This is a genomic window from Actinorhabdospora filicis (assembly GCF_030269765.1).
GTDB lineage: Bacteria > Actinomycetota > Actinomycetes > Mycobacteriales > Micromonosporaceae > Actinorhabdospora > Actinorhabdospora filicis.
In genome coordinates this window covers 826475-846788 of record NZ_BSTX01000003.1, presented here as the reverse complement: position 1 = coordinate 846788, position 20314 = coordinate 826475, and the positions used below count along the sequence as shown (strand labels likewise).

General features: G+C 72.1%; 18 protein-coding genes. 8 read left to right on the top strand and 10 right to left on the bottom strand.

Features of this window, described 5'->3' with window-relative positions; translation table 11 throughout:
- The first annotated feature begins 55 nt into the window (after positions 1-55).
- Positions 56-925: an NmrA family NAD(P)-binding protein gene (locus tag QSK10_RS24210; RefSeq protein WP_285665239.1), complete on the top strand. Its 870-nt coding sequence runs from the start codon at positions 56-58 to the stop codon at positions 923-925.
- Positions 926-927: 2 nt separating this feature from the next.
- Here QSK10_RS24210 and QSK10_RS24205 read toward each other — a convergent pair whose 3' ends face one another.
- The 3 genes from QSK10_RS24205 to dxs are packed head-to-tail and all read right to left on the bottom strand — an operon-like array spanning position 928 to position 4547.
- Positions 928-1950 carry a sensor histidine kinase gene (locus QSK10_RS24205; RefSeq protein ID WP_285665238.1) on the bottom strand — a complete coding sequence of 341 codons (1023 nt, stop codon included), beginning with the start codon at positions 1948-1950 and terminating at the stop codon, positions 928-930.
- Between the two features lies 1 nt (position 1951).
- Positions 1952-2617 carry a response regulator transcription factor gene (locus tag QSK10_RS24200; protein WP_285665237.1) on the bottom strand — a complete coding sequence of 222 codons (666 nt, stop codon included), beginning with the start codon at positions 2615-2617 and terminating at the stop codon, positions 1952-1954.
- Between the two features lie 10 nt (positions 2618-2627).
- Positions 2628-4547, bottom strand: coding sequence for a 1-deoxy-D-xylulose-5-phosphate synthase (gene dxs, locus QSK10_RS24195; protein WP_285665236.1), 1920 nt, complete (start codon positions 4545-4547; stop codon positions 2628-2630).
- 111 nt (positions 4548-4658) lie between these two features.
- Between dxs and QSK10_RS24190 the strand changes: the two genes are divergently transcribed.
- Complete coding sequence (locus QSK10_RS24190) at positions 4659-5660, top strand: amidohydrolase family protein (RefSeq protein WP_285665235.1); 1002 nt, start codon at positions 4659-4661, stop codon at positions 5658-5660.
- Here the strand turns inward: QSK10_RS24190 and QSK10_RS24185 are convergent.
- Together QSK10_RS24185 and QSK10_RS24180 are read right to left on the bottom strand one after the other, a co-directional pair.
- Positions 5621-6586, bottom strand: a complete 966-nt coding sequence (locus QSK10_RS24185; protein WP_285665234.1) for an oxidoreductase — start codon at positions 6584-6586, stop codon at positions 5621-5623. The genes QSK10_RS24190 and QSK10_RS24185 overlap by 40 nt on opposite strands.
- A 68-nt stretch (positions 6587-6654) precedes the next feature.
- On the bottom strand, positions 6655-7797 hold the full coding sequence (locus tag QSK10_RS24180) for an anhydro-N-acetylmuramic acid kinase (RefSeq protein WP_285665233.1): 1143 nt from the start codon (positions 7795-7797) through the stop codon (positions 6655-6657).
- A gap of 373 nt (positions 7798-8170) precedes the next feature.
- Between QSK10_RS24180 and QSK10_RS24175 the strand changes: the two genes are divergently transcribed.
- From QSK10_RS24175 to QSK10_RS24160, 4 genes are all read left to right on the top strand, one after another.
- Positions 8171-9313, top strand: coding sequence for an epoxide hydrolase family protein (locus QSK10_RS24175; protein ID WP_285665232.1), 1143 nt, complete (start codon positions 8171-8173; stop codon positions 9311-9313).
- 113 nt (positions 9314-9426) lie between these two features.
- On the top strand, positions 9427-9756 hold the full coding sequence (locus tag QSK10_RS24170; RefSeq protein WP_285665231.1) for a PadR family transcriptional regulator: 330 nt from the start codon (positions 9427-9429) through the stop codon (positions 9754-9756).
- Entirely contained in the window at positions 9753-11786 is a 2034-nt protein-coding gene (locus QSK10_RS24165; RefSeq protein ID WP_285665230.1) for a hypothetical protein, read from the top strand. The genes QSK10_RS24170 and QSK10_RS24165 overlap by 4 nt, the downstream gene beginning before the upstream one ends.
- 24 nt (positions 11787-11810) lie before the next feature.
- Complete coding sequence (locus QSK10_RS24160) at positions 11811-13535, top strand: hypothetical protein (RefSeq protein ID WP_285665229.1); 1725 nt, start codon at positions 11811-11813, stop codon at positions 13533-13535.
- Here the strand turns inward: QSK10_RS24160 and QSK10_RS24155 are convergent.
- Complete coding sequence (locus tag QSK10_RS24155; protein WP_285665228.1) at positions 13489-13944, bottom strand: class I SAM-dependent methyltransferase; 456 nt, start codon at positions 13942-13944, stop codon at positions 13489-13491. The genes QSK10_RS24160 and QSK10_RS24155 overlap by 47 nt on opposite strands.
- A 165-nt stretch (positions 13945-14109) precedes the next feature.
- On the opposite strand from QSK10_RS24155, the gene QSK10_RS24150 reads away from it, so the two are divergent.
- Both QSK10_RS24150 and QSK10_RS24145 read left to right on the top strand, forming a co-directional pair.
- Complete coding sequence (locus tag QSK10_RS24150) at positions 14110-15255, top strand: sensor histidine kinase (RefSeq protein ID WP_285665227.1); 1146 nt, start codon at positions 14110-14112, stop codon at positions 15253-15255.
- Complete coding sequence (locus QSK10_RS24145; protein WP_285665226.1) at positions 15252-15908, top strand: response regulator; 657 nt, start codon at positions 15252-15254, stop codon at positions 15906-15908. Before QSK10_RS24150 ends, QSK10_RS24145 begins: the two co-directional genes overlap by 4 nt.
- 70 nt (positions 15909-15978) lie before the next feature.
- Here QSK10_RS24145 and QSK10_RS24140 read toward each other — a convergent pair whose 3' ends face one another.
- The 4 genes from QSK10_RS24140 to QSK10_RS24125 form a co-directional block, all read right to left on the bottom strand.
- Entirely contained in the window at positions 15979-17136 is a 1158-nt protein-coding gene (locus QSK10_RS24140) for an ABC transporter ATP-binding protein (protein ID WP_285665225.1), read from the bottom strand.
- A 2-nt stretch (positions 17137-17138) separates the two neighbouring features.
- Entirely contained in the window at positions 17139-18038 is a 900-nt protein-coding gene (locus QSK10_RS24135) for a carbohydrate ABC transporter permease (RefSeq protein ID WP_285665224.1), read from the bottom strand.
- The gene (locus QSK10_RS24130) at positions 18035-18922 is read right to left on the bottom strand and encodes a carbohydrate ABC transporter permease (protein WP_285665223.1); all 888 of its coding nucleotides are present in this window, start codon (positions 18920-18922) and stop codon (positions 18035-18037) included. Before QSK10_RS24130 ends, QSK10_RS24135 begins: the two co-directional genes overlap by 4 nt.
- 90 nt (positions 18923-19012) lie before the next feature.
- A complete protein-coding gene (locus QSK10_RS24125; RefSeq protein WP_285665222.1) occupies positions 19013-20302 on the bottom strand; it encodes an ABC transporter substrate-binding protein in 1290 nt (429 codons plus the stop codon).
- Positions 20303-20314 lie beyond the last annotated feature (12 nt).

The following is a 20314-nucleotide window of genomic DNA, read 5'->3' as shown; positions in this document are numbered from 1 at the left end:
GGTGACCTCATTCGCGCCTAGCGTGGGAACCCGGACAACCGACCGGGAGGTAACCATGCGCATCGCGATCACGACACCCACCGGCAACGTCGGCCGCCACCTGCTGCCCGCCCTGATCCGGGCCGGAACGCGGCCGCGCGTCCTCATCCGCGACCCCGAGCGCCTCGACCCCGAACTCGCCCCGTACGCCGACGTCGTCACCGCCGACCAGGGCGACCGGGACGCCGTGCTGGCCGCCACCGAGGACGTCGACGCCCTCTACTGGGTCGACCCGCCCACCGTCGGCCCCGACCCCGTGGGCGCCTACGAGCGCTTCGGCGCCATCGCCGCCGAGGCGGTGCGCGCCAACGGCATCGGCCGGGTCGTCTTCCAGAGCAGTGTGGGCGCCGAGAAGCGCCACGGCGCCGGGGAGATCGACGGCCTGGCCCGCACCGAACTGCTGCTGGAGGAGACCGGCGCCGACGTCCTGCACCTGCGCAACGGGTTCTTCTTCAGCAACCTCATGTTCGAGCGCGAGGCCATCCGCGCCGGGACGATCGCGGTGATCCTGCCGGTGGACGCCCCGATGGCCTGGGTCGCGCCGCGCGACATCGCCGAGGTCGCCGCCGGGCGCCTGCTCGGCCCCGACTGGCCGGGCCGCGCCGTCCAGGCCGTGCACGGCCCCGCCGACCTGAGCTGGGCCGAGGTCGCCGGGCTGCTCACCGAGGCCACCGGGCGTCCCGTGCGCGCCGAGCGGATCAGCGACGACGCGATGCGTGAGCGCCTCACCGGCGCCGGGCTCCCGCCGGGGTACGTCGAGGGCGTCCTGGGCATGTCCACCGGCCTGCGCGAGGGCTTCGTCCCCGAACAGCCGCGCACACCTCTGACCACGACCCCGACCACGCTGGAATCGTGGATCCGCGAGGAACTGCTGCCGGCGCTGTGAGCTCAGCCCTCGATCTCGGCCTCGGCCTCCGGCGCCAGCGGCAGCTCCACCCGGAACTCCAGGCCGCCGCCGTCGGGCAGCGCGTGCGCGGCCACCGTCCCGCCATGCGCGGCGACCACGGCCCGCACGATCGACAGGCCCAGTCCCGCGCCACGGGCTCCGACGCGCTCCACGCCGCCGCGGGTGAAGGGCTCGAACAGGCGCGGGACGTCGTCGGCGTCGACGTCGGCGCCGGTGTTGCCGACCACCATCCACGCCGCCGCCGAATGCGCCCCCGCCAGCACCCACAGCCGCCCGCCGGGCAGGTTGTGGCGGATGGCGTTCTCGATCAGGTTCCCCGCCAGGCGCTCCAGCAGCGAGGGGTCCCCGATGACCGGCGCGGGCATCATCGACGTCGCCATCGCCAGCCCCAGCTCGTCGGCCAGGACCTGCGCGGACTCGATCGCGCCCGAGGCGCACTCCCCCAGGTCGGTCGGGACGCGGGTGGTCAGCCGCCGCGCGATCTCGATCTCGGTGCGGGCCAGCAGGAGCAGCGACTCGATGAGGTCGCCCGCGCGTCCCACCGCGCCCCGCACGACCTCGGCCATGCGCCGGTACTCGTCCAGATCGGCCTCGGGATCGGACAGGGTCACGTCGACCTCGGTGCGCATCACCGCCAGCGGCGTGCGCAGCTCGTGCGAGGCGTTGGCCACGAAGCGCTTCTGCGCCTCGAAGGCCGCGGCGATGCGGTCCAGCATGTCGTCGAAGGTGTCGGCGAGCTCGTGGATCTCGTCATCGGGTCCCTCGTGACGGATGCGCTCGTCGAAGGTCTCCGCCGACAGGCGGCGGGCGGTGGCGGTGACGTCGTGGAGGGGACGCAGCGCGCGCCCGGCGACCACGTAGCCGAGGATCAGCCCGACCATCGCCACGACGGGGATCCACTGCCAGGGCAGCAGGTTGCCCAGGATCACCGAGATCAGCGCGACGACGCCGTACCAGAGGCCCAGACGCAGCCGCAGCGTCGGCCGGGGCAGCCGCCGCGCCACCTCAGTCCCCGGTGGGGATGCGGTAGCCGGCGCCGATCACGGTCTCGATGATCGGCGGCTCGCCGAGTTTGCGGCGCAGGGTCCGCACGGTGACGCGGACGATGGTGGTGAAGGGGTCGGTGTTGGCGTCCCAGACCCGGTCGAGGAGTTCCTCGCTGGACACCACGGCCCCGGCGGCCTTCATGAGCTCGGCCAGGACGCCGAACTCCTTGCGGGTCAGGTCCAGGGCCCGTCCGCCGCGCAGGGCGCGGTGGCGGGCGACGTCGAGTTCGACGTCGCCGATGGTGAGGACGGGCGGCGCGGCGGGCGTGGCGCGGCGGCCGAGGGCCTGGACGCGGGCCACCAGCTCGTCGAAGGCGAAGGGCTTGGCCATGTAGTCGTCGGCGCCCAGGCCGAGGCCCTGGACGCGCGCGGCGACCGAGCCGCTGGCGGTGAGCATCAGGACACGCGTCAGCTCGCCGCGGCTGGCGAGCTGGGCGCAGATGTCGTCGCCGTGCATGCCGGGCAGGTCCCGGTCCAGGACGATGACGTCGTAGCGGGTGACGGTGGCGGCCTCGTATCCCGTGGGCCCGTCGTAGGCGACGTCCACGGCGAAGCCCCGCCGGCGCAGACCGCGCGCGATCGCGTCGGCGAGGCTGTATTCGTCCTCGATGACCAGAATCCGCACCCGGGCCCCTTTAGACGCGCACCTCGGAAGAGTCACCGAGGCGCAGGACGGTCTCGGTGATGTCGCGGGAGAGGTCCTGCGCGGTCAGGCCCAGGTCGGTGAGCAGTTCCTGGCGGGTGCCGTAGGGGTGCCAGTCGCGGGCGACGCCGAAGTCGCGCAGCGGCGTGGTGACGCCCTTGTCGCGCAGCAGGCGGGCGAGGGAGTCGCCGAAGCCGCCGTTGCGGACGCCGTCCTCGACGGTGACCACGAGGCGGTGCGCGGCGGCCAGGTCGGCGAGGATCTCGGGGACCGGGGTGACCCAGCGGGGGTCGACGACGGTGACGCCGATGCCGTGTCCGGCGATGCGCTCGGCGGTGTCCAGGGCGAGCTTCCCAAAGGCGCCCACGGCGACCAGCAGGACGTCATTGGACTCGCCGCGGGCGAGGACGTCGACGCCGCCGGTGCGTTCCAGGGCGGGGATGTCGGCGGGCACCGAGCCGGTCGGGAACCGCACGATCGTCGGGCCGTCGTCGACGCCGACGGCCTCGCGGAACTCCTCGCGCAGCGTCGCGGCGTCGCGGGGGGCGGCGATGCGGATGCCGGGCACGACGGAGAACACCGACAGGTCCCAGATGCCGTAGTGGCTGGGGCCGTCGGGGCCGGTGATGCCGGCGCGGTCCAGGACGAAGGTGACCGGCAGCTTGTGCATGGCCACGTCCAGCAGGACCTGGTCGAAGGCGCGGTTGAGGAAGGTGGCGTAGACGGCGACGACCGGGTGCAGCCCGCCGAGGGCGAGCCCGGCGGCCGAGGTCGCGGCGTGCTGCTCGGCGATGCCGACGTCGTAGACGCGCTCGGGGTACTTCGCGGCGAGCTTGTGGACGCCGGTGGGGATGGCCATCGCGGCGGTGATGGCGACCACGTCGGGGCGCTCGTCGGCGACGGCGACCAGCTCGTCGGAGAAGACGCCGGTCCAGCGCACGCCCCCGGAGGCCTGCGGCAGGCCGGTCTGGACGTCGAAGGACGGCGGCGAGTGCAGGCAGTCGTCGACGTCGTCCTCGGCGGGCCGGTAGCCGAAGCCCTTGCGGGTGACGGCGTGGACGATGACGGGGCCGCCGAAGCGCTTGGCGCGCTCCAGGGCCGAGATCATGGCGTCGATGTCGTGGCCGTCGACGGGCCCGACGTACTTGATGCCGAGGTCGTCGAACATCGCCTGGGGCGCCACGGCGTCCTTCATGCCGCGCTTGACGGCGTGCAGGACCTCGAACATCGGCGGGCCGACCAGGGGCGTGCGGCCGAGGGCCTCCTTGACGGCGTCCAGGACCTTCTCGTAGGTCGGGTTCAGCCGCAGGGTGGCGAGGTGGTCGGCGAGGCCGCCGATGGTGGGCGCGTAGGAGCGGCCGTTGTCGTTGACGATGATGACCAGCGGCAGGTCCTTGCGGGCGGCGATGTTGTTCAGCGCCTCCCAGCACATGCCGCCGGTGAGGGCGCCGTCGCCGACGACGGCGACGACGTGGCGGTCCTCGTCGCGCAGGCGGTAGGCCTTGGCGAGGCCGTCGGCGTAGGACAGCACGGTCGAGGCGTGCGAGTTCTCGATGACGTCGTGGTCGCTCTCGTCCTGCGCGGGGTAGCCGGAGATGCCGCCGCGCTGGCGCAGGCCGACGAAGCCGTCCTGGCGGCCGGTGAGGACCTTGTGCACGTACGACTGGTGGCCGGTGTCGAACAGGACCCGGTCGCGGGGGGATTCGAAGACCCGGTGGATCGCCATGGTCAGCTCGACCACGCCCAGGTTGGGGCCGAGGTGACCACCGGTCTTGGACACCGATGAGACGAGGAAGTCGCGGATCTCACCGGCGAGGGCGGGCAGCGCCTCCACGGGGAGTTTCCGAAACGCGGACACGTCGGTGAGACGGGGGAGCAGGCGTCCCGTCTCGGAGTCGTCTCGTGAACTCATAGCCGTGAAGTCTACGCGGGCGACCGTCGGCTTCCCGACAACACACACGTGCCCCTGACGCGCCGGTCACCATATATCACCTCTTCGGGTAAATAGTGAGATGATCCGGCCATGATTCCGAAGGCCGATGTTCATCTGCACCAGGAGTGGTCGCCCCGGCTGGACCGGGTCCTGGCGCGCCGGGCCGGGCGCGCGCCCTTCGACTGGTCGGCGTGGCGTGGCGATCTGCTGGCGGTGGTCCCGCCCGGCATGGCCCGTTTGCAGCGCCTGTCGCAGGTGTTCCCGGCACCGGCCGCCGCCGATGACGACGAGGCCTTCGTCGAGCGCGTCGCCGACACGTTGCGGGAGAGCGCCGAGGGCGGCTCGATCTACACCGAGGTGCGCTTCGGCAACGACCTGGTCCTGCGCCCGGGGTTCATGGAGCTGTTCCGGCGGGCCGAGGGCCTGGTGCGCGCCGAGCACCCGGTGTTCTACGCCGAGGCGATCGCGGCGGTGGCGATGTACGCCGAGCCGGAGCGGCTGGCGGCGGTGCTGGACGGCTGCGCGGCGCGCGCCGCCGACGGCCTGGGCGGCGTGGACCTGCTGTACGTGCCCTACGCCACCGAGGCGAACTGGCGGCAGGGCGCGCTGGTGGTGGAGCAGGCCGCCGAGGCGGGCCTGGGCGTGACGGTGCACGCCGGTGAGTTCTCCACGGCCAACATCGCGGCGGTGGCGCAGCTGGACGGGGTGTCGCGCATCGGGCACGCCACCCAGGCCTGGCGCGACCCGTGGCTGCTGGACCTGCTCGCCGAGCGCGCGGTGACCGTCGAGTGCTGTCTGAGCTGCAATGTCTTCCTGGGCGCGGTGACGCGCCTGGGCGACCATCCGCTGCGCCGCTTCCGCGAGCACGGCATCAAGGTCGCCCTGGGCACCGACAATCCCGTGCAGATCGGGACCACGATCGGCGAGGAGTACGCGGCGGCGGCGCAGCTGGGGCTGTCCGAGGCCGCGCTCCTCGACCTGACCCGCGCGGGCGTGCGGGCGGGCTTCACCTCCGGTGAGCGGCGCGCGGAGCTGCTGGCGTACCTGGACGCCTACGCGAACGCGTCGGCGCCGGTCAGCTCGCGGCTGTAGGCCCACAGCCGCTCGGCCTGCTCGGGGTCGGTGGCCCATGCGGCGACGCCGGGACCTGGCTGGCCCGGCGTGGCGGGCACCGCGATCTCGGTGTCCTCGCAGTAGACCCCGCCGTGCCCGGCCAGGACGGCGGCGGTGGCCGCCCACACCTGGGTGGAGGCGCCCTGCTCGGGGCGTTTCACGTTCGGGTTGATGATGTTGCCGTCGGCGTCGACCCATCCGGCGGCGGCGTGCTCCTCGGTGCTGAGGTGCCGCTGGAGGGGCGTGGGGATCATGCCGGGGTGGGCGGAGAAGGCGCGGACGCCCCGGTCGCGCGCGAGGTGGTCCAGGTGCAACGCGAAGAGCGCGTTGGCCGTCTTCGACTGGCCGTAGGCGAGCCACTTGACGTACTCGCCGCGCTCGAAGTGCACGTCGTCCCAGCGGATCCCGGAGCGGCGGTGGCTGCCGGAGGAGGCCGCGACGACGCGTCCGCCCTCGTTGATGGCGGGCAGCAGCCGGTTGACCAGGACGTGGTGGCCGAGGTGGTTGACGGCGAACTGGATCTCCCAGCCGGCCGCGGTGGTGGTCCGCTCGGGCAGGGCCATCACGGCGGCGCAGTTGATGACGATGTCGAGGCGGCGGCCGGAGTCCACGAAGGCCCCGGCGAAGGCGGTGACGGCGCCGAGGTCGGCGAGGTCCATGGCGGCGGTCTCGGCGCCGGGCACGCCGTCCAGGGCGGCCCTGGCGACCTCGGGACGCCGGGCGGGCACGATCACGGCCGCCCCGGCGGCGCTCAGCGCGCGGGCGGTGGCCAGGCCGACGCCGGAGTAGCCGCCGGTGAGCAGGACGGTCTTGCCGCCCAGGTCGACGCCCTGCAGGACGTCCTCGGCGGTGCTGTGGCGGTCGAAGCCGGAGCCGACGGGGGCTTGCGGGGTGGTGGTTGCCATGGGCGCGAGCGTACGTCGGCGCAGGCCCGATCCGTAAGGACCGAAAGGGCAGGACGCCCTTTCGTCCACTATGGAGTGACGCGGATCCGCCCGCTCCACCCGGGCAGCGGCTCGGGCAGCCGCAGCGGCGCCGTCCCCGGCGTGATGCTGCCCAGGACGGCCGCACGCGAGGCGCCGGTGACCGACGGGAGCGCGCCGGGCAGGCCGTGCCAGGTCAGCCAGCCCAGGAGGGCGAAGGCGTAGGCCTCCTTGGCGTCGGCGGGCACGCCCAGCTCATCGGTCTCGCGCAGCTCGAAACGGCCCTCGGCCAGATCGCGGACACGGCCCATCAGCACCGGGTTCCGCACTCCCCCGCCGGAGGCGTAGACCTCCCGGACGCCCAGCCACACGGCCTCGGTGGTGATGACGCGGGCGGTGAGCTCGGTGAGGGTGGCGATGAGATCGGCGCCGGACAGGCCCGGGTTGGCGACGTAGCCGCCGTGGAAGAGCTCCTTGCCGGTCGACTTCGGCGGCGGCATCCGGTAGTAGGGCTCGTCGATGAGCCGCAGCAGCAGCGCGGCGTCCACCGAACCGGCCGAGGCGAGTAGCCCGCCGTCGTCGAAGGGCAGCCCGAAGTGCTCCCGCGCGGCGGCGTCGATCAGCGCGTTGCCGGGGCCGAGGTCGTAGGCGGTGACGTCCCCGGCGTCCCCGATGGCGGTGATGTTGGCGATGCCGCCGATGTTCAGCGCGGCCTGACCGGGGCGCAGCAGACCGGCGTCCAGCACCGGCACCAGCGGCGCGCCCTGCCCACCGGCGGCGATGTCGGCGGAGCGCAGGTCGGCCACGACGGGAAGGCCGGTGGCCGCGGCGATCCAGGCGGGCTGCCCGATCTGGAGGGTGCCGTGCGCGTGGCCGTCGGCGACCCAGTGGTAGACGGTCTGACCGTGCGAGACGACCAGATCGGCCTCCCCGTCGCACAGGACGGCCAGGCCCTTGGCGGCGGCGTCGGCGAAGGCCCGGCCGAGGCGGGTGTCGAGGGCGCAGACCTCGGCGAAGGAGGTGCGCGCGGGCGGGAGGGCGGCGACAAGGGCCTCGCGCAGGTCCGGGTCGTGCTCGACGCTCAGGTCACCCAGCGGCCGCAGGCGCAGTTCACCGTCGGTGTGGGTGAATTCGGCGGCGGCTACGTCGATGGCGTCGTGCGACGTGCCCGACATGATCCCGATGATGCGCACCCGTCGAAAATAGCGCTCCCCTTCCCTGAGGGGGAGACACGTCTCCACCCTCAGACTCCCCCGCTGCCGGTGGTTGAGGTCAGTGGGCGTCTCCTCCCTCCTGAGGGGGGCGACTCCGTCTCCACCCTCAGACTCCCCCTCTACCGGCTCACCCTCCGCCAACTCACCCTCCGCCGACTCACCCATTGCCGGTGGGGGGTGGTGCGACGCAGCGCACATCGCCGTCGGGGTGCGCGGGGTCGTGTGTGGCGCTAGAGTCAGGGCGATCACGCGAAGGAGGTGAGCCCGATGTCCAGGTCTGTTAGCCGGGCCCGTGCCCCCTTCGGCGTGCGCTGATCACGGGTCCACCTCTTCTTCATTTCTCGAAGGACCCATGAAGACTTTCAGCATCTCCGTGCCGGACGCCGTCCTCGAAGACCTGCGCTCCCGGCTCCGCAACACCCGATTCGCCGAGAGCGTCGCGCGCGGTCACTGGACCGGCGGTGTCGATCCGGGCTGGCTGCGCGAGATCGTCGCGTACTGGGCCGAGGGCTTCGACTGGCGCAAGGCCGAGGCGCACCTCAACTCCTTCCCGCAGTACCTCGCCGAGGTCGGCGGCGGGAACGTCCACTTCGTCCACGTCAAGGGCGTCCGGACTCCCGGTGGCCCCGAGCCGATCCCGCTGGTGCTGACGCACGGCTGGCCCAGCAGCCACTTCGAGTACCTCAGGCTGGTCGGCCCGCTCACCGACCCCGGCGCGCACGGCGCCGACCCGCTGACCACGCCCGTCTTCGACGTGGTGGTCCCGTCCCTGCCGGGATTCGGGTTCTCCCAGTCCCTTGAGGGCCTGACCACCCGCGAGACGATCGCCGACCGCTGGCACGAGCTGATGACGCGGGTGCTCGGCTACGAGCGCTTCGCGGCCTTCGGCGGCGACATCGGCGGCGGCGTCACCGCCTGGCTGGGCGCGAAGTACCCGCAGAGCCTGATCGGCGTCCAGACGCTCTTCCCGCAGTTCCCCGCCACGTTCGATCCGGCGCCGAACGAGGAGGAGCAGGCGTTCATCGACCACCTCCACAACTACGACACCAAGATCGACCAGGGCTACAGCGAGATCATGTGGATGCGGCCGGACACCATCGCCGCCGCGCTGATCGACTCGCCGTCGGGCCTGCTGGCCTGGATCGCCGACAAGTACCGGGACTGGACCGACCACGGCGGCGAGCTGGAGTCGATCTGGGACCGCGACTCGCTGCTGACGGTGGTGACCCTCTACTGGGTCACCGGGACCATCGGCGAGTCCTTCCGCCAGTACCACGACTACGACCTGATGAACCCGCGTCCGGTCACCACCGTGCCGACCGCCGTCGCGCTGTCCAACGAGCCGGGCACGCAGGGCGCGCCGCGCTCGATCGCCGCGCGCTCCACCACCGATCTGCGCCGGTGGAGCCGGCCGGAGCGGGGCGGGCACTTCTTCGCCTTCGAGCAGCCGGAGCTGGCCGCGGGCGAGATCCGCGCGTTCTTCGGTTCGCTGTGACCCGGTAGCCCGCACCCAGCACTGTGGAGGGACGCCCCCGTGGCGTCCCTCCACCGCGTCCGCCCACGGTCCAGGGTGGACAGCCCGAGCCTACCCTATGTAGAGTTCGGACCATGGTAGAGAAACTCAGGATCACCGCGGCGGTGACGAAGGTCCTCGCCGCCTTCCTGGCCGACCCCACCGCCGAGCGCTACGGCCTGGATCTGATGAACGACACCGGGCTGCCCAGCGGAACCCTGTACCCGATCCTGCTGCGCCTCCAGCGCGCCGAATGGGTCACCGCGCACTGGGAGGACATCGACCCGGAGGTCGTGGGACGTCCCGCCCGCCGCTACTACACCCTCACCCCCGACGGCGTGTCCGCCGCCCGCGTCGAGCTGGCCGCCCTGTACCAGCACCTGTCCAAGGCCGAGGGAGCCACGGGGAAGCCGAGGACGGCATGAGCCTCCTCGACGGCGTCGCCTCCCACTGGATCCGCATCGCCGCCGACCGCTGGCCGAAAGACCTGCGCGAGGACCTCACCAGCGAATGGCTGGCCGAGATGAGCGTGATGGGCGGGCTGCGCCGCCTGCGCTTCGCCTTCAGCCTGGCCGCCTCCCCACCCGTCGGCGACGAGAACGGCGTCCCCATGGGCTGGCGGGAGATCGTCCCGGGCCTGGGACGGCGGGTCCGGCCGTTCCTGGTCCTGTTCCTCGCCGGATTCGCCACCATGCTCATGGCCGGCGCCGTGAGCGTCCTCGCGGGTGCCGCCGAGCAACTGACCACGGGTTTCTCCAGCTTGGAGAAGCGCACGCCCCTGGGCATCGGCCTCTACATCCTGGTCACCCTGATCGCCTACGCGTCCTTCGGGCTCTTCGGCACCCTGCTCGCCCGCCGCCACCCCGTCGCCCGGGGACCGCGCACGGCCGCCTCCCGTCTCCTGTGGACACTGGCCGCGGTGGCGGCCGTGGCCGCCGGAATGACGACCCAGACCCTGCTCTTCGGCAGCGGGCCCGTCCAGACCGTCGCGGTCGGGATGTGGGCGGCGACCGCCGGCATCGTCTGCGTCGGCGCGGTCCTCATCGCGCGGGGCGGGCTGCTCTGGCTGGGCCGCGTCCTGGGCGTCGGTCTCGGCCTCATCCTGTTCGACCTGGCGTGCATCGAGATCGGCCTGCGCCAGGCCGCCGCGCGCGTCCTCGGCGTCGGCGAGGGCGGCTCGACCTACGACGCCGGTCCCTACATCGATCCGGCCCGCGTGGACGTCTCACACGGTCCACTGTGGTTCCCCTCGGCGCTGATCGGCCCCAGTCCCAACGCGGGGCGAGCGCCCGACAGCGACATCGAGATCGCCTGGTGGCTGTCCAGCGTGGTCATCGGCATGATGCTCGGGCTGCTCCTGATCGTCTGCTACACCGTGCGGACCGCGATCCCGGCCCCCGCCGCCCGCGCCACCAAGGTCGCGGTCCCCGTGCCCGTCGCGCCGGTACGCCGGGGCCGTCCCATCGCCCTCGCGCTGACCGGCGTCGCGCTCGCCACCTGGGCCGCCGCACTGGCGTTCCTGCCGTCCCGCGTCGTCCGCTACCAGGCCGATCCGGAGTTCGGCATCTGGACCTACGAGGTCCGGCTCGCCGCGATCACCCTCGCCGTCCTCGGCCTCGCCTTCGCCCTCACCGGACGCGGCCGCGCGCTCTGGCCCGCGCTCCTGGCCGGTTTCGTCCTCGTCGTCGCCGACAAGGCCCTCTCCGGCACCGGCCTGCCCGAGCCGACCACCGCCGCCATCGCCGCCGCGACCGGCGGCCTCACCAGCTGGGCCGCGTGGTGGCTCGGGGTGAACGTGCGCGGCACCGCCACACCCCAATCGGTGCGGCGCGGCCGCATCGTCATCGCCCTCTTCGCCGCCGTGACGGCCCCCGCCCTCTACCTCCAGGCCACCTGGCCCGACACCATCGACACCGATCCGCCGACACCCTGGGGCCTGCCCCTGGGCACCGCCGTCATCTGCGGCGGCCTCGCCGCCATGGCCGTCGTCGCCGCGCTCTCCGCCCGCATCCGGCCACTCCGCCGGACCACCGGGGCCGTACTCGCCACACTGTCCGTACTGGCCTTCGCCGCGATCGGCGCGGTCAGCGGACTCCCCAGCGAGATTCCCGTCCTCCTCGCCCTCATCTGCGGGCCGTGGACGATCGCGATCACCGTCCTCATCGCCTGGAACCGCCCCCGCCGCCCGTGGCTGAGCGGCATCCGCTGGGTGCTGGCCGCCATCGTCTCGATACCCGCGCAGATCGCCGTCTTCTACATCCTCATGGTGCCGGGCTTCGCCGCCGAGGAGTACCTGCTCGCCGGAGCCGGTTTCGCCGGCGCCTGGGACGGCATCGGCACCTTCGTCACCGTCCTGGCCATCGCCACCGGATACGCCCTGATCACCGCCCGGGCGATGCGCGAACGCGTGGCCCTGCCGCCGCGTCCCGCCTGGCAGCCCCTGCCCACCGTCTGACCCTTCACCACGGGGAGAACGCCCATGACCGTCGTCGACCGCCTCACCGGCCGCCTGATCGCCCGCGCGGCCCTGAACTGGCCCGAAGAGATGAGGGAGGACATGACCGGAGAATGGAACGCCGAGATCCACGCCATCGGCAACGACCCCGAGCGCGGGACTTTAAGCCGCGCCTGGCGGCGGCTGCGCTTCGGCGCGAGCCTGGCCGCCACACCGCCGGTGGACGAGCCACCGGGGTTCTTCACGCGACTGCGTGAGGCGACACCGGGAGGCGCGCGGCGCCTGGCCCCGCTGCTCGCCATGACCATCGCCGTACTCCTGCTGCCCCAGCTGGCCGAGCAGTTCCCCGCCTTCACCACCGGGTACTTCGGCGAGCGCACCGAGACCGAGGGCATCCACGCGGCGGCGTGGCCGATCCTGCTCACGGCGAATCTCCTGGCACTGGCGCTGTCCGCCGTCTTCGGCGCGCTCGCCTTCAGGTGCGCACCGGTCTCGCGGCGCCGCCCGCTTCTCAACGCGATCGCGCCCGTCGTCATCGCGCTCCTCGCGATCGCGTTCGTGGGCCCCCGCAACATCGGCAACGGCTATTACTTTCCCGTCCTGGCCTTCGAGCGCACGCCGCTGGTGGTCCTCGTCCTCGGTGGATCCGGCCTGCTGTGCGCGGGCCTGGTGCTCATCGCCCGCCGGCGCCGCGCGATCGCCGCGGCCGTCACCGTCGCCGGTGGGCTCATCATCATCGATCTGGCCGGGATGGCGCTGTCGATGCCGTACCTCTTCCTGACCGGAGCGGGCCCGGCCGACATGATCCGGCTCTTCCCCGAGGCGATGGTCACGACGACCTTCGCCTCGGCCTCGGACACCGCCACGCTCGCCACTGAGGCCGCCCCGGCTCTGCGGCAGCTGGCCACGCTCATCATCTTCGGGCTCGCCTACGCGTTCGCCGGAATCCACGGCCGGTTCGCCGCAGCGCCCGCCGCCCGTCCCGCCGCGCCCGCGCGCCGGGAGGGCCTCTGGCTGGCCTGGGGCGCGCTGCCGGTGTCGATCGCGGTGGCCTTCCTCGCCTTCACCCATCCGATGCCCGATCCCGCGTACGGCCCCGGCATCGGGGTGTGGAACCTGCGGGCGGCCTCGGTGACGCTGGTCCTGCTCGCCGCGCTCCTGTCGATCCCCGGCGGCCGTGTCCTCAAGGCCGGACTCGGCGTCGTCGCCGCGATCATGACGACCGTGCTCCTCGGCTCCTACCCCGCCGACGCCTCCGGCCCGGGCTGGGACGGGCTCGTCCTGGCCATCGGCGCCCTCTTCGCGGTGCTCGCGTGGGCGGGCGCGGTCTCGGCTCGCCGCGCCCCGCTGCCGACGTGGACGGTGTGGGCCGCTCCCGCCGCCATGGCCGCGGCCGTGGCGGCCGCGACGGTCCTGCAGTCGGACTTCGTCCCGCTGTACACGTGGTTCGACGGGCTCTCGCTGATCTTCCTCGTCGTGGTCGTCCAGTGCGCGACGGGCGTCTTCCGCTGGTGGCACCTCGCGCTGAGCGCGGTGCTGGCGCCACTGGTGGGCTGGCCGGTGAGCCAGCTCGGGCAGATCGTCGTCCAGCCCCTCGGGCCCGGCCTCTACCGGTTGTTCGACATCGAGCACGGCTACGGCGGACCGCCGGTGCTCGCCGGGTTGCTCCTGGGGCTGGCGCTGGCGGTCCTGCTCATCCCCGTCACCTCCGCACCGCCACCGTCACCCCGTCCCGCTCCCCTCCACTGACCCACACCGGCCCGAACCCGGCGAGCCCGAGAACCTCCTCCAGGCTCGCCGGGTCGCCGTCCCCGGCGATCACCAGCGTCCCCATCGGCGCGAGCGCGCGGGCGATGTTGCGGTAGGCGGCCACCGGGTCGGCGAAGGCACCGGGACGCAGGCGCGTCACCGCCACGTCGAAATCGCCCTCGGGCAGCTCGCAGGTCTCGATGTCGCCCAGCCGGTAGCGGAGGTTGGCCGCGTCGCCGTGGCGGGCGGCGCGGGCGAGGGCGCGGGGTGAGGCGTCCAGGCACAGGACGTGCCCGTGGACGGCGTGGCGGGCGGCGGCGCGGGCGTCGGTTCCGTCGCCGCAGCCGACGGTGAGGATCCAGTCGTGGCCGTCGGTGCCGGTCGCCGCGATGAGGTCGTCGGGAGTCACCGCGTCATGATCGGCCCATCCGGGCCCGGAGTCGTCGCCCGAGCGGTGGACTTATCTCATGCCCACGGTGGAGCAGACGGCGAAAAGCTCTACCGCGTGGGGAGTACGTGTGATCTCGGTTCCGCGGATGACGTGCCGGGGCGCGGGGTGTTCTACGGTGCCCACATGGTCTCGCGTCCTCGCAACTGGGTCGATCCCGCGCTGGCGGCGACCGCCGTCGCCACGCTGGTCACCGACGTCCTTCTGATGCCCGGTGGAGTGCGGTTCGGCGCGCTGGCGGTGGCCGTCGTGTACGGCGGTGTCCTGGCCGTGCGGCGGCGTTTCCCGCGCGCGGTGCTGGTGGCGACGCTGGTGGGGCTGGTCGCCTACTCGCTGCTGACCGGTCCGGGGATGGTGGCGACGGTTCCGTTGCTGGTGGCGGTGTTCACCGCCACCGACGCCGGGCACGGCCTGCTGGCGGCGCTGCTGGTCGATCCGCCGCTGCTGGCGGTGGTGACCAAGGCCGTCCTGACGCCGCAGCCGGGACAGACCGTGCGCGACGTGGTGCAGACGGCGTTCCTGCCGGTCGGCTGGTTCCTGGCCGCCTGGGTGCTGGGCAAGGTCACCCGGCAGCGCCGGGAGTACGTGGCGCAGGTCGAGGCGCGCGCGGCCGAGGCGGTGCGCACGCGCGAGGAGGTCGCCCGCCGCCGCGCCGGGCAGGAGCGGCTGCGCATCGCCCGCGAACTGCACGACACCCTCACGCACGCCATCTCGGTCATCAAGGTCCAGGCGGGCGTCGCGGTGCACCTGGCCGCCAAGCGCGGCGACGACGTCCCCGATTCGCTGGTGGCGATCCGGGACGCCAGCCGCACCGCCACCCGCGAGCTGCGCCGGACCCTGGAGGTCCTGCGCGATCCCGACGACACCGCTCCCGGCGCGGGCCTGGCCGACCTGCCGCGCCTGATCGCCGACAGCCGCGCGGCGGGCGTGACCGCCGCGCTGTCCATCGTGGGCGAGGCGTTCCCGCTGCCCTCCGATGTGGACCTCGCGGCGTTCCGGGTGGTGCAGGAGGCGCTCACCAACGTGGCCCGGCACTCCGGGGCCTCCGCGGCCGAGGTGGAGGTGTCCTATGGGGACGTCGAGCTCACCGTGGCGGTCACCGACGCCGGTCGCGGCGACACGGCCAGCCCACCGGTGCCGGGCATCGGGCTCATCGGGATGCGCGAGCGCGTGACCGCCCTCGGCGGGCGGCTCTCGGCGGCGCCCACCGCCGGGGGCGGCTTCGCCGTCCGCGCGGTGCTGCCCCTGGCGATGGCGGGAGCGGTGCGATGATCCGGGTGATGCTCGCCGACGACCAGCCGCTCATCCGGGGCGGGTTCCGGGCGCTGCTGGACGACGAGGACGACATCGAGGTGGTCGGCGAGGCCGCGCACGGCGCCGAGGCGGTCGCGCTGGCGGCCGAGACCAGGCCCGACGTGGTCCTGCTGGACGTGCAGATGCCGGTGATGGACGGCATCGAGGCCGCCCGCCGCATCGCCGCCGACCCGGAGCTGGCGGGCGTCCGGGTGGTCATGCTGACCAATCACGGCCTCGACGAGTACGTGTACAACGCGCTGCGGGCCGGGGCGAGCGGGTTCCTGGTGAAGGACATCGAGCCGGAGGACATGGTGCGCGCGGTGCGGGACGCCGCGCGCGGCGACGCGTTGCTGTCGCCGGCCGTCACGCGGCGGCTGATCGAGGAGTTCACCGCCCGTCCGCCGCTGGCGATGTCGGGGGCGGCGCCGGGGCTGACGCCGCGCGAGACGGAGGTGGTGGCGCTGGTCGCGCGTGGACTGTCCAATGACGACATCGCCACGCGGCTCTACATCAGTCCGGCCACCGCCAAGACGCACGTGAGCCGGGCGATGGTGAAGATCGGCGCGCGCGACCGGGCGCACGTGGTCGTCTACGCCTACGAGACGGGCCTGGTCCGGCCGCCCGACTGACCTCCGCCGTCCCGTGGAACCGGCTGTGGCCCGGTTCCACGGGACGGTGCGCCCGCGCGCTCCGGGAGGATCAGAGCGCGGCGCCGGTCGCGGGGTCGAAGAAGTGCAGGCGCGCCGGGTTGATGGCCAGTTCCAGCGGTTCCCCGAGGGTCACCGGCACGTCGATCGGGAGCTTCACGGTGAAGCGGGCGTGGTCGTCGGGGAGCAGGACGTCGTCGGCGGACTCGGCGTCCACCGCCGCGCGGGTGGCGTCGGTGTCCACGCGCGGCGCGGCCACCGGGAATACCACGTGCCGTTCGTCGCCGAGGTCCTCGATGACCTCCGGGACGGCGGTGAGGGCCGGGCGGCCCTCGCCCGGCAGGGTGATGCCGGTGGGCCGCACGCCCAGGATCACCTCGCCGTCGGCGAGCGTCCTGCCCTCGGGAACCGGGATCGACAGCCCGCCGAACCCGACCCGGCCGCCCTCGACGCGCGCGGACACGAAGTTCATGCCCGGCGAGCCGATGAAGGCCGCCACGAACAGGTTCACCGGCTTGTGGAACAGGTTCGCGGGCGTGTCGCACTGCTGGAGAACGCCGTCGCGCAGCACCGCCACCCGCTGCCCGAGCGTCATCGCCTCGATCTGGTCGTGGGTGACGTAGACGGTGGTGACCCCGAGGCGCTGGTGCAGGCGCGACAGTTCGGCGCGCATGCTGACCCGCAGCTTGGCGTCCAGATTGGACAGCGGCTCGTCCATGAGGAACACCTTGGGGCGCCGGACGATCGCCCGGCCCATCGCCACGCGCTGCCGCTGCCCGCCGGACAGCGCCGCCGGGCGCCGCTCCAGCAGGTGCGCCAGGCCGAGGGTCTCGGCGACCTCGGCGGCGCGGGCCTTGCGCTCGGCGGCCTTGGTGCCGCGCATCCGCAGCCCGAACTCCATGTTGCGGCGCACCGACATGCGCGGGTAGAGCGCGTAGCTCTGGAAGACCATCGCCACGTCGCGCTGCTGGGGCAGCTTGTTGGTGACGTCGGTGTCTCCGATGTGGACGCGACCGGCGGTGACCTCCTCCAGCCCGGCGATCATGCGCAGCAGCGTCGACTTGCCGCACCCGGAGGGCCCGACCAGGACCATGAACTCGCCGGGGTCGATCGTCAGGTCCACACCGCTGACCGCCTTGACGCCGCCGCGGTAGACCTTGTCCACCCCGTCCAGGGTGATCCCGGCGGCCTCGGCGTTGGTGATGTCCACGTTCATCCTTTCAGCGCTCCCGCCATCAGGCCGCGCATGAAGAAGCGGCCCAGCAGGATGTAGACCAGCAGCGTCGGGAGGCAGGCGATCAGCGCCGAGGCCATCGCCTCGTTGAACGGCACGGCCTGCCCGCCGGCGATGTTGTTGAGGGCGATCGTCACCGGCCAGTAGGCGCGGTTGGTGGTGAGCACCGCCCCGAACAGGAAGTCGTTCCAGGCGGAGGTGAACTGCCAGATGATGGCCACCGCGAACGCCGGTGGCGCCACCGGCAGCGCGACGTGGAAGAACGTCCGGAGCATGCCCGCGCCGTCGACCTCGGCGGCCTCCACGATCTCGTCGGAGATCCCGGCGAAGTAGCTGCGGAAGATCAGCGTGGTCAGCGGCAGGCCGTAGATGATGTGCACCAGGATCAGCCCGTCCAGGCCGCCCTTGAGCCCGAGGAAGGACATCGTCTCCGTCATCGGGATCAGCACCGACTGGTACGGGATGAACATCCCGAACAGGATCAACGGGAAGACGAAGTCGGCGCCGGGGAAGCGCCACTTGGACAGCACGAAGCCGTTGGCCGCGCCCAGCAGCGAGGAGATCAGGCTCGCCGGGATCGCCAGCATCAGGCTGTTGACCAGGCCGTCCTGCAGCTTCGGCCACACCGTGGCGAAGGAGTCGAAGGACAATGTGGACGGCAGGTTCCACACCGTGTCCACACCCACCTCGGCGGGATCCTTCAGCGAGGTCACCACCAGGGCGTAGACCGGCATCAGGAAGAACACGAGGAAGAACAGCAGCAGCGCGTACTTGAGCACCGTGACGTAGGGCGCCCAGCGCGAGCGGATCCGGCCGTGCCCCTTCCGGGGGGTCTGTCCTTTGGGGACGGTGGTGTCGTCCAGGGTCGCGGCGCTCACTTCTTACGCTCCGATCGCACCGAGTACCAGATGTAGGGCACGATCACCAGCGCGATCCCGGCCAGCAGCAGCGTGGCGATCGTCGCGCCGCGCCCGTAGAAGCCGCCGTCGAAGCTGGTGTACCACATGTACATCGCCGGGGTGTCCAGCCCGAGGTTGCCCTTGGGGACGATCGCCAGCAGCAGGTCGAAGGTCTTCAGCGAGATGTGCGCCAGGATCACCAGCGCGCTCATCACCACCGGCCACAGCATCGGCCGCACGATGTGCCAGAACACGCGCGGCTCGTTGGCGCCGTCGACCCGCGCGGCCTCGCGCAGCTCGTCGGGCACGCCCCGGATCCCGGCCAGGAACAGGGCCATGATGTAACCGGACAGCGCCCAGCCCGCCGGGAGCGCGATCGAGGCGATGGCCCAGCTCGAACCCGACTGGTACCAGTCGCCCACCAGGAAATCGAGCCCCAGCGAGTCGAAGACCTTGTTCAGGCCGCCGACCGGCTCACCGCCCTTCAGCAGCCACCGCCACACGATGCCCACCGCGATCAGCGACAGCGCCATCGGGAAGATGAAGGAACTGCGGAAGAAGGACTCGAAGCGGATCCCGCGCTCCAGCAGCAGCGCCAGCACCAGACCGGTCGCCATCGCGCCGAGCACGAACACCAGGGTGAAGATGAGGACGTTGCGGACGTCCAGCCCGAAGCGCTCGTCGGCGAACAACTTCTCGTAGTTGTCGGTGCCGATGTAGTCGTCACTGATCTGGTAGCCGCGCGAGGTGCTGGTGGACACCTTCGCGTTCCACCCGGCGAAGCCGTAGACGAACAGGCCGATCAGCAGCAGGGACGGGGAGACCAGCAGCAGCGCCGGACCCCAGCGCCGGAAGCGTCGCATGGGAATGCTCCATCGCTTTGAAACGAGGCACCGTCTTGAGACGAACCGCGGTGGAGTACCGGGGCCGCCTCGCGGCGGCCCCGGTCGCCGTTACTTGGTGTCGGTGTACTTCTGCTTGACCGCCGCGGCGAACTTCGCCACGTCGTGGTCCTGCATGAACAGACCGAGCGCGGTGTCGATCTCGGCGTTCCAGGCGTTGTTCGCCACCACGCCGTGCGCCAGCGAGCCGACCAGCTGCACCGAGCCGTCCTTGGTGCCCTGCCACTGCTGGAGGGCGAACTGGAGGTAGTCGGTGTACAGGGCCGCGTCGCCGTCGGTGCGCGCCGGGACCGAGCCCTTCTTCGGGTTGAAGGCGTCCTGGCCGCTCTTGGACCCGGCCTCCTTCAGCCACGCCTCGGCCGCGGTCTTGTTCTTCGCCTTGACCGGCAGCGTGAAGGAGTCGGACAGGAAGTTGAAGATCCCGTCGGTGCCCGGCGAGGCCGTCACCTGGTAGTCCTCATTGAACTTGAGCTTCTTGTCGCCCTTGAGGTAGGCGTCGGCCCAGTCGCCCATGACCGCGAAGGCGGCCTGACCGGAGACGACCTTGTCGATCATCGGCTGCCAGTCGGCGGAGGCGGAGCTGATGTCGGAGTACTCCAGCACCTTCTTGTAGGTCTCCAGGGCCTTGGTGGCCGCAGGACCGGTCCAGTCGGTGGTGCCGTTCCACAGACCGTCGTAACCGGCCTTGCCGAGCTCGCCGAGCAGGACGTTCTCCAGCAGGTGCTTCTGCGTCCAGCCGGGGCCGATGGCCAGCGGGATCTTGCCCTTGCCCTTGATCTTCTCGGCGACGGTCAGGAACTCCGACCAGGTCTTGGGCGTCGACTCCACACCCATGTCCTTGAGCGCCTTGGGGTTGCTCCACATGAGGTTGGAGCGGTGGATGTTGACCGGGACGGCGTAGATCTTGCCGTCGATGGTCAGGTAGTCGAGGAGCTGCTTGGGGAAGACGTTCTTCCAGCCCTCGGAGTCGTACAGGTAGGTGATGTCGGAGACCCACCCGTTCTTGATGTCGTCCTGCAGCTCCAGGCCGGCGTGCCGCTGGTAGGAGTCGGGCGCGTCGCCGTCCTTGAGCCGGGTCTGCAGGATCGCCTTGGCGTTGGATCCGGCACCGCCGGAGACCGCCGCGTTCTTGAACTCGATGCCGGAATTCTTCGCCTTGAAGTCGGCGATCATCGCGGCGAGGCCCTCTTCCTCACCGGGACCGGTCCACCACGAGAAGACCTCGACGGACTTGTTGTCTCCGCCGCCGCCGTCCTGACCGGCGTCCTTGGAGCAGGCCGGCAGGACGGCCAGAGCCGCCACCGTGGCCAGCGCGATTAAACCTCTGCGGCTGAGGCCCATGACACACCTCCG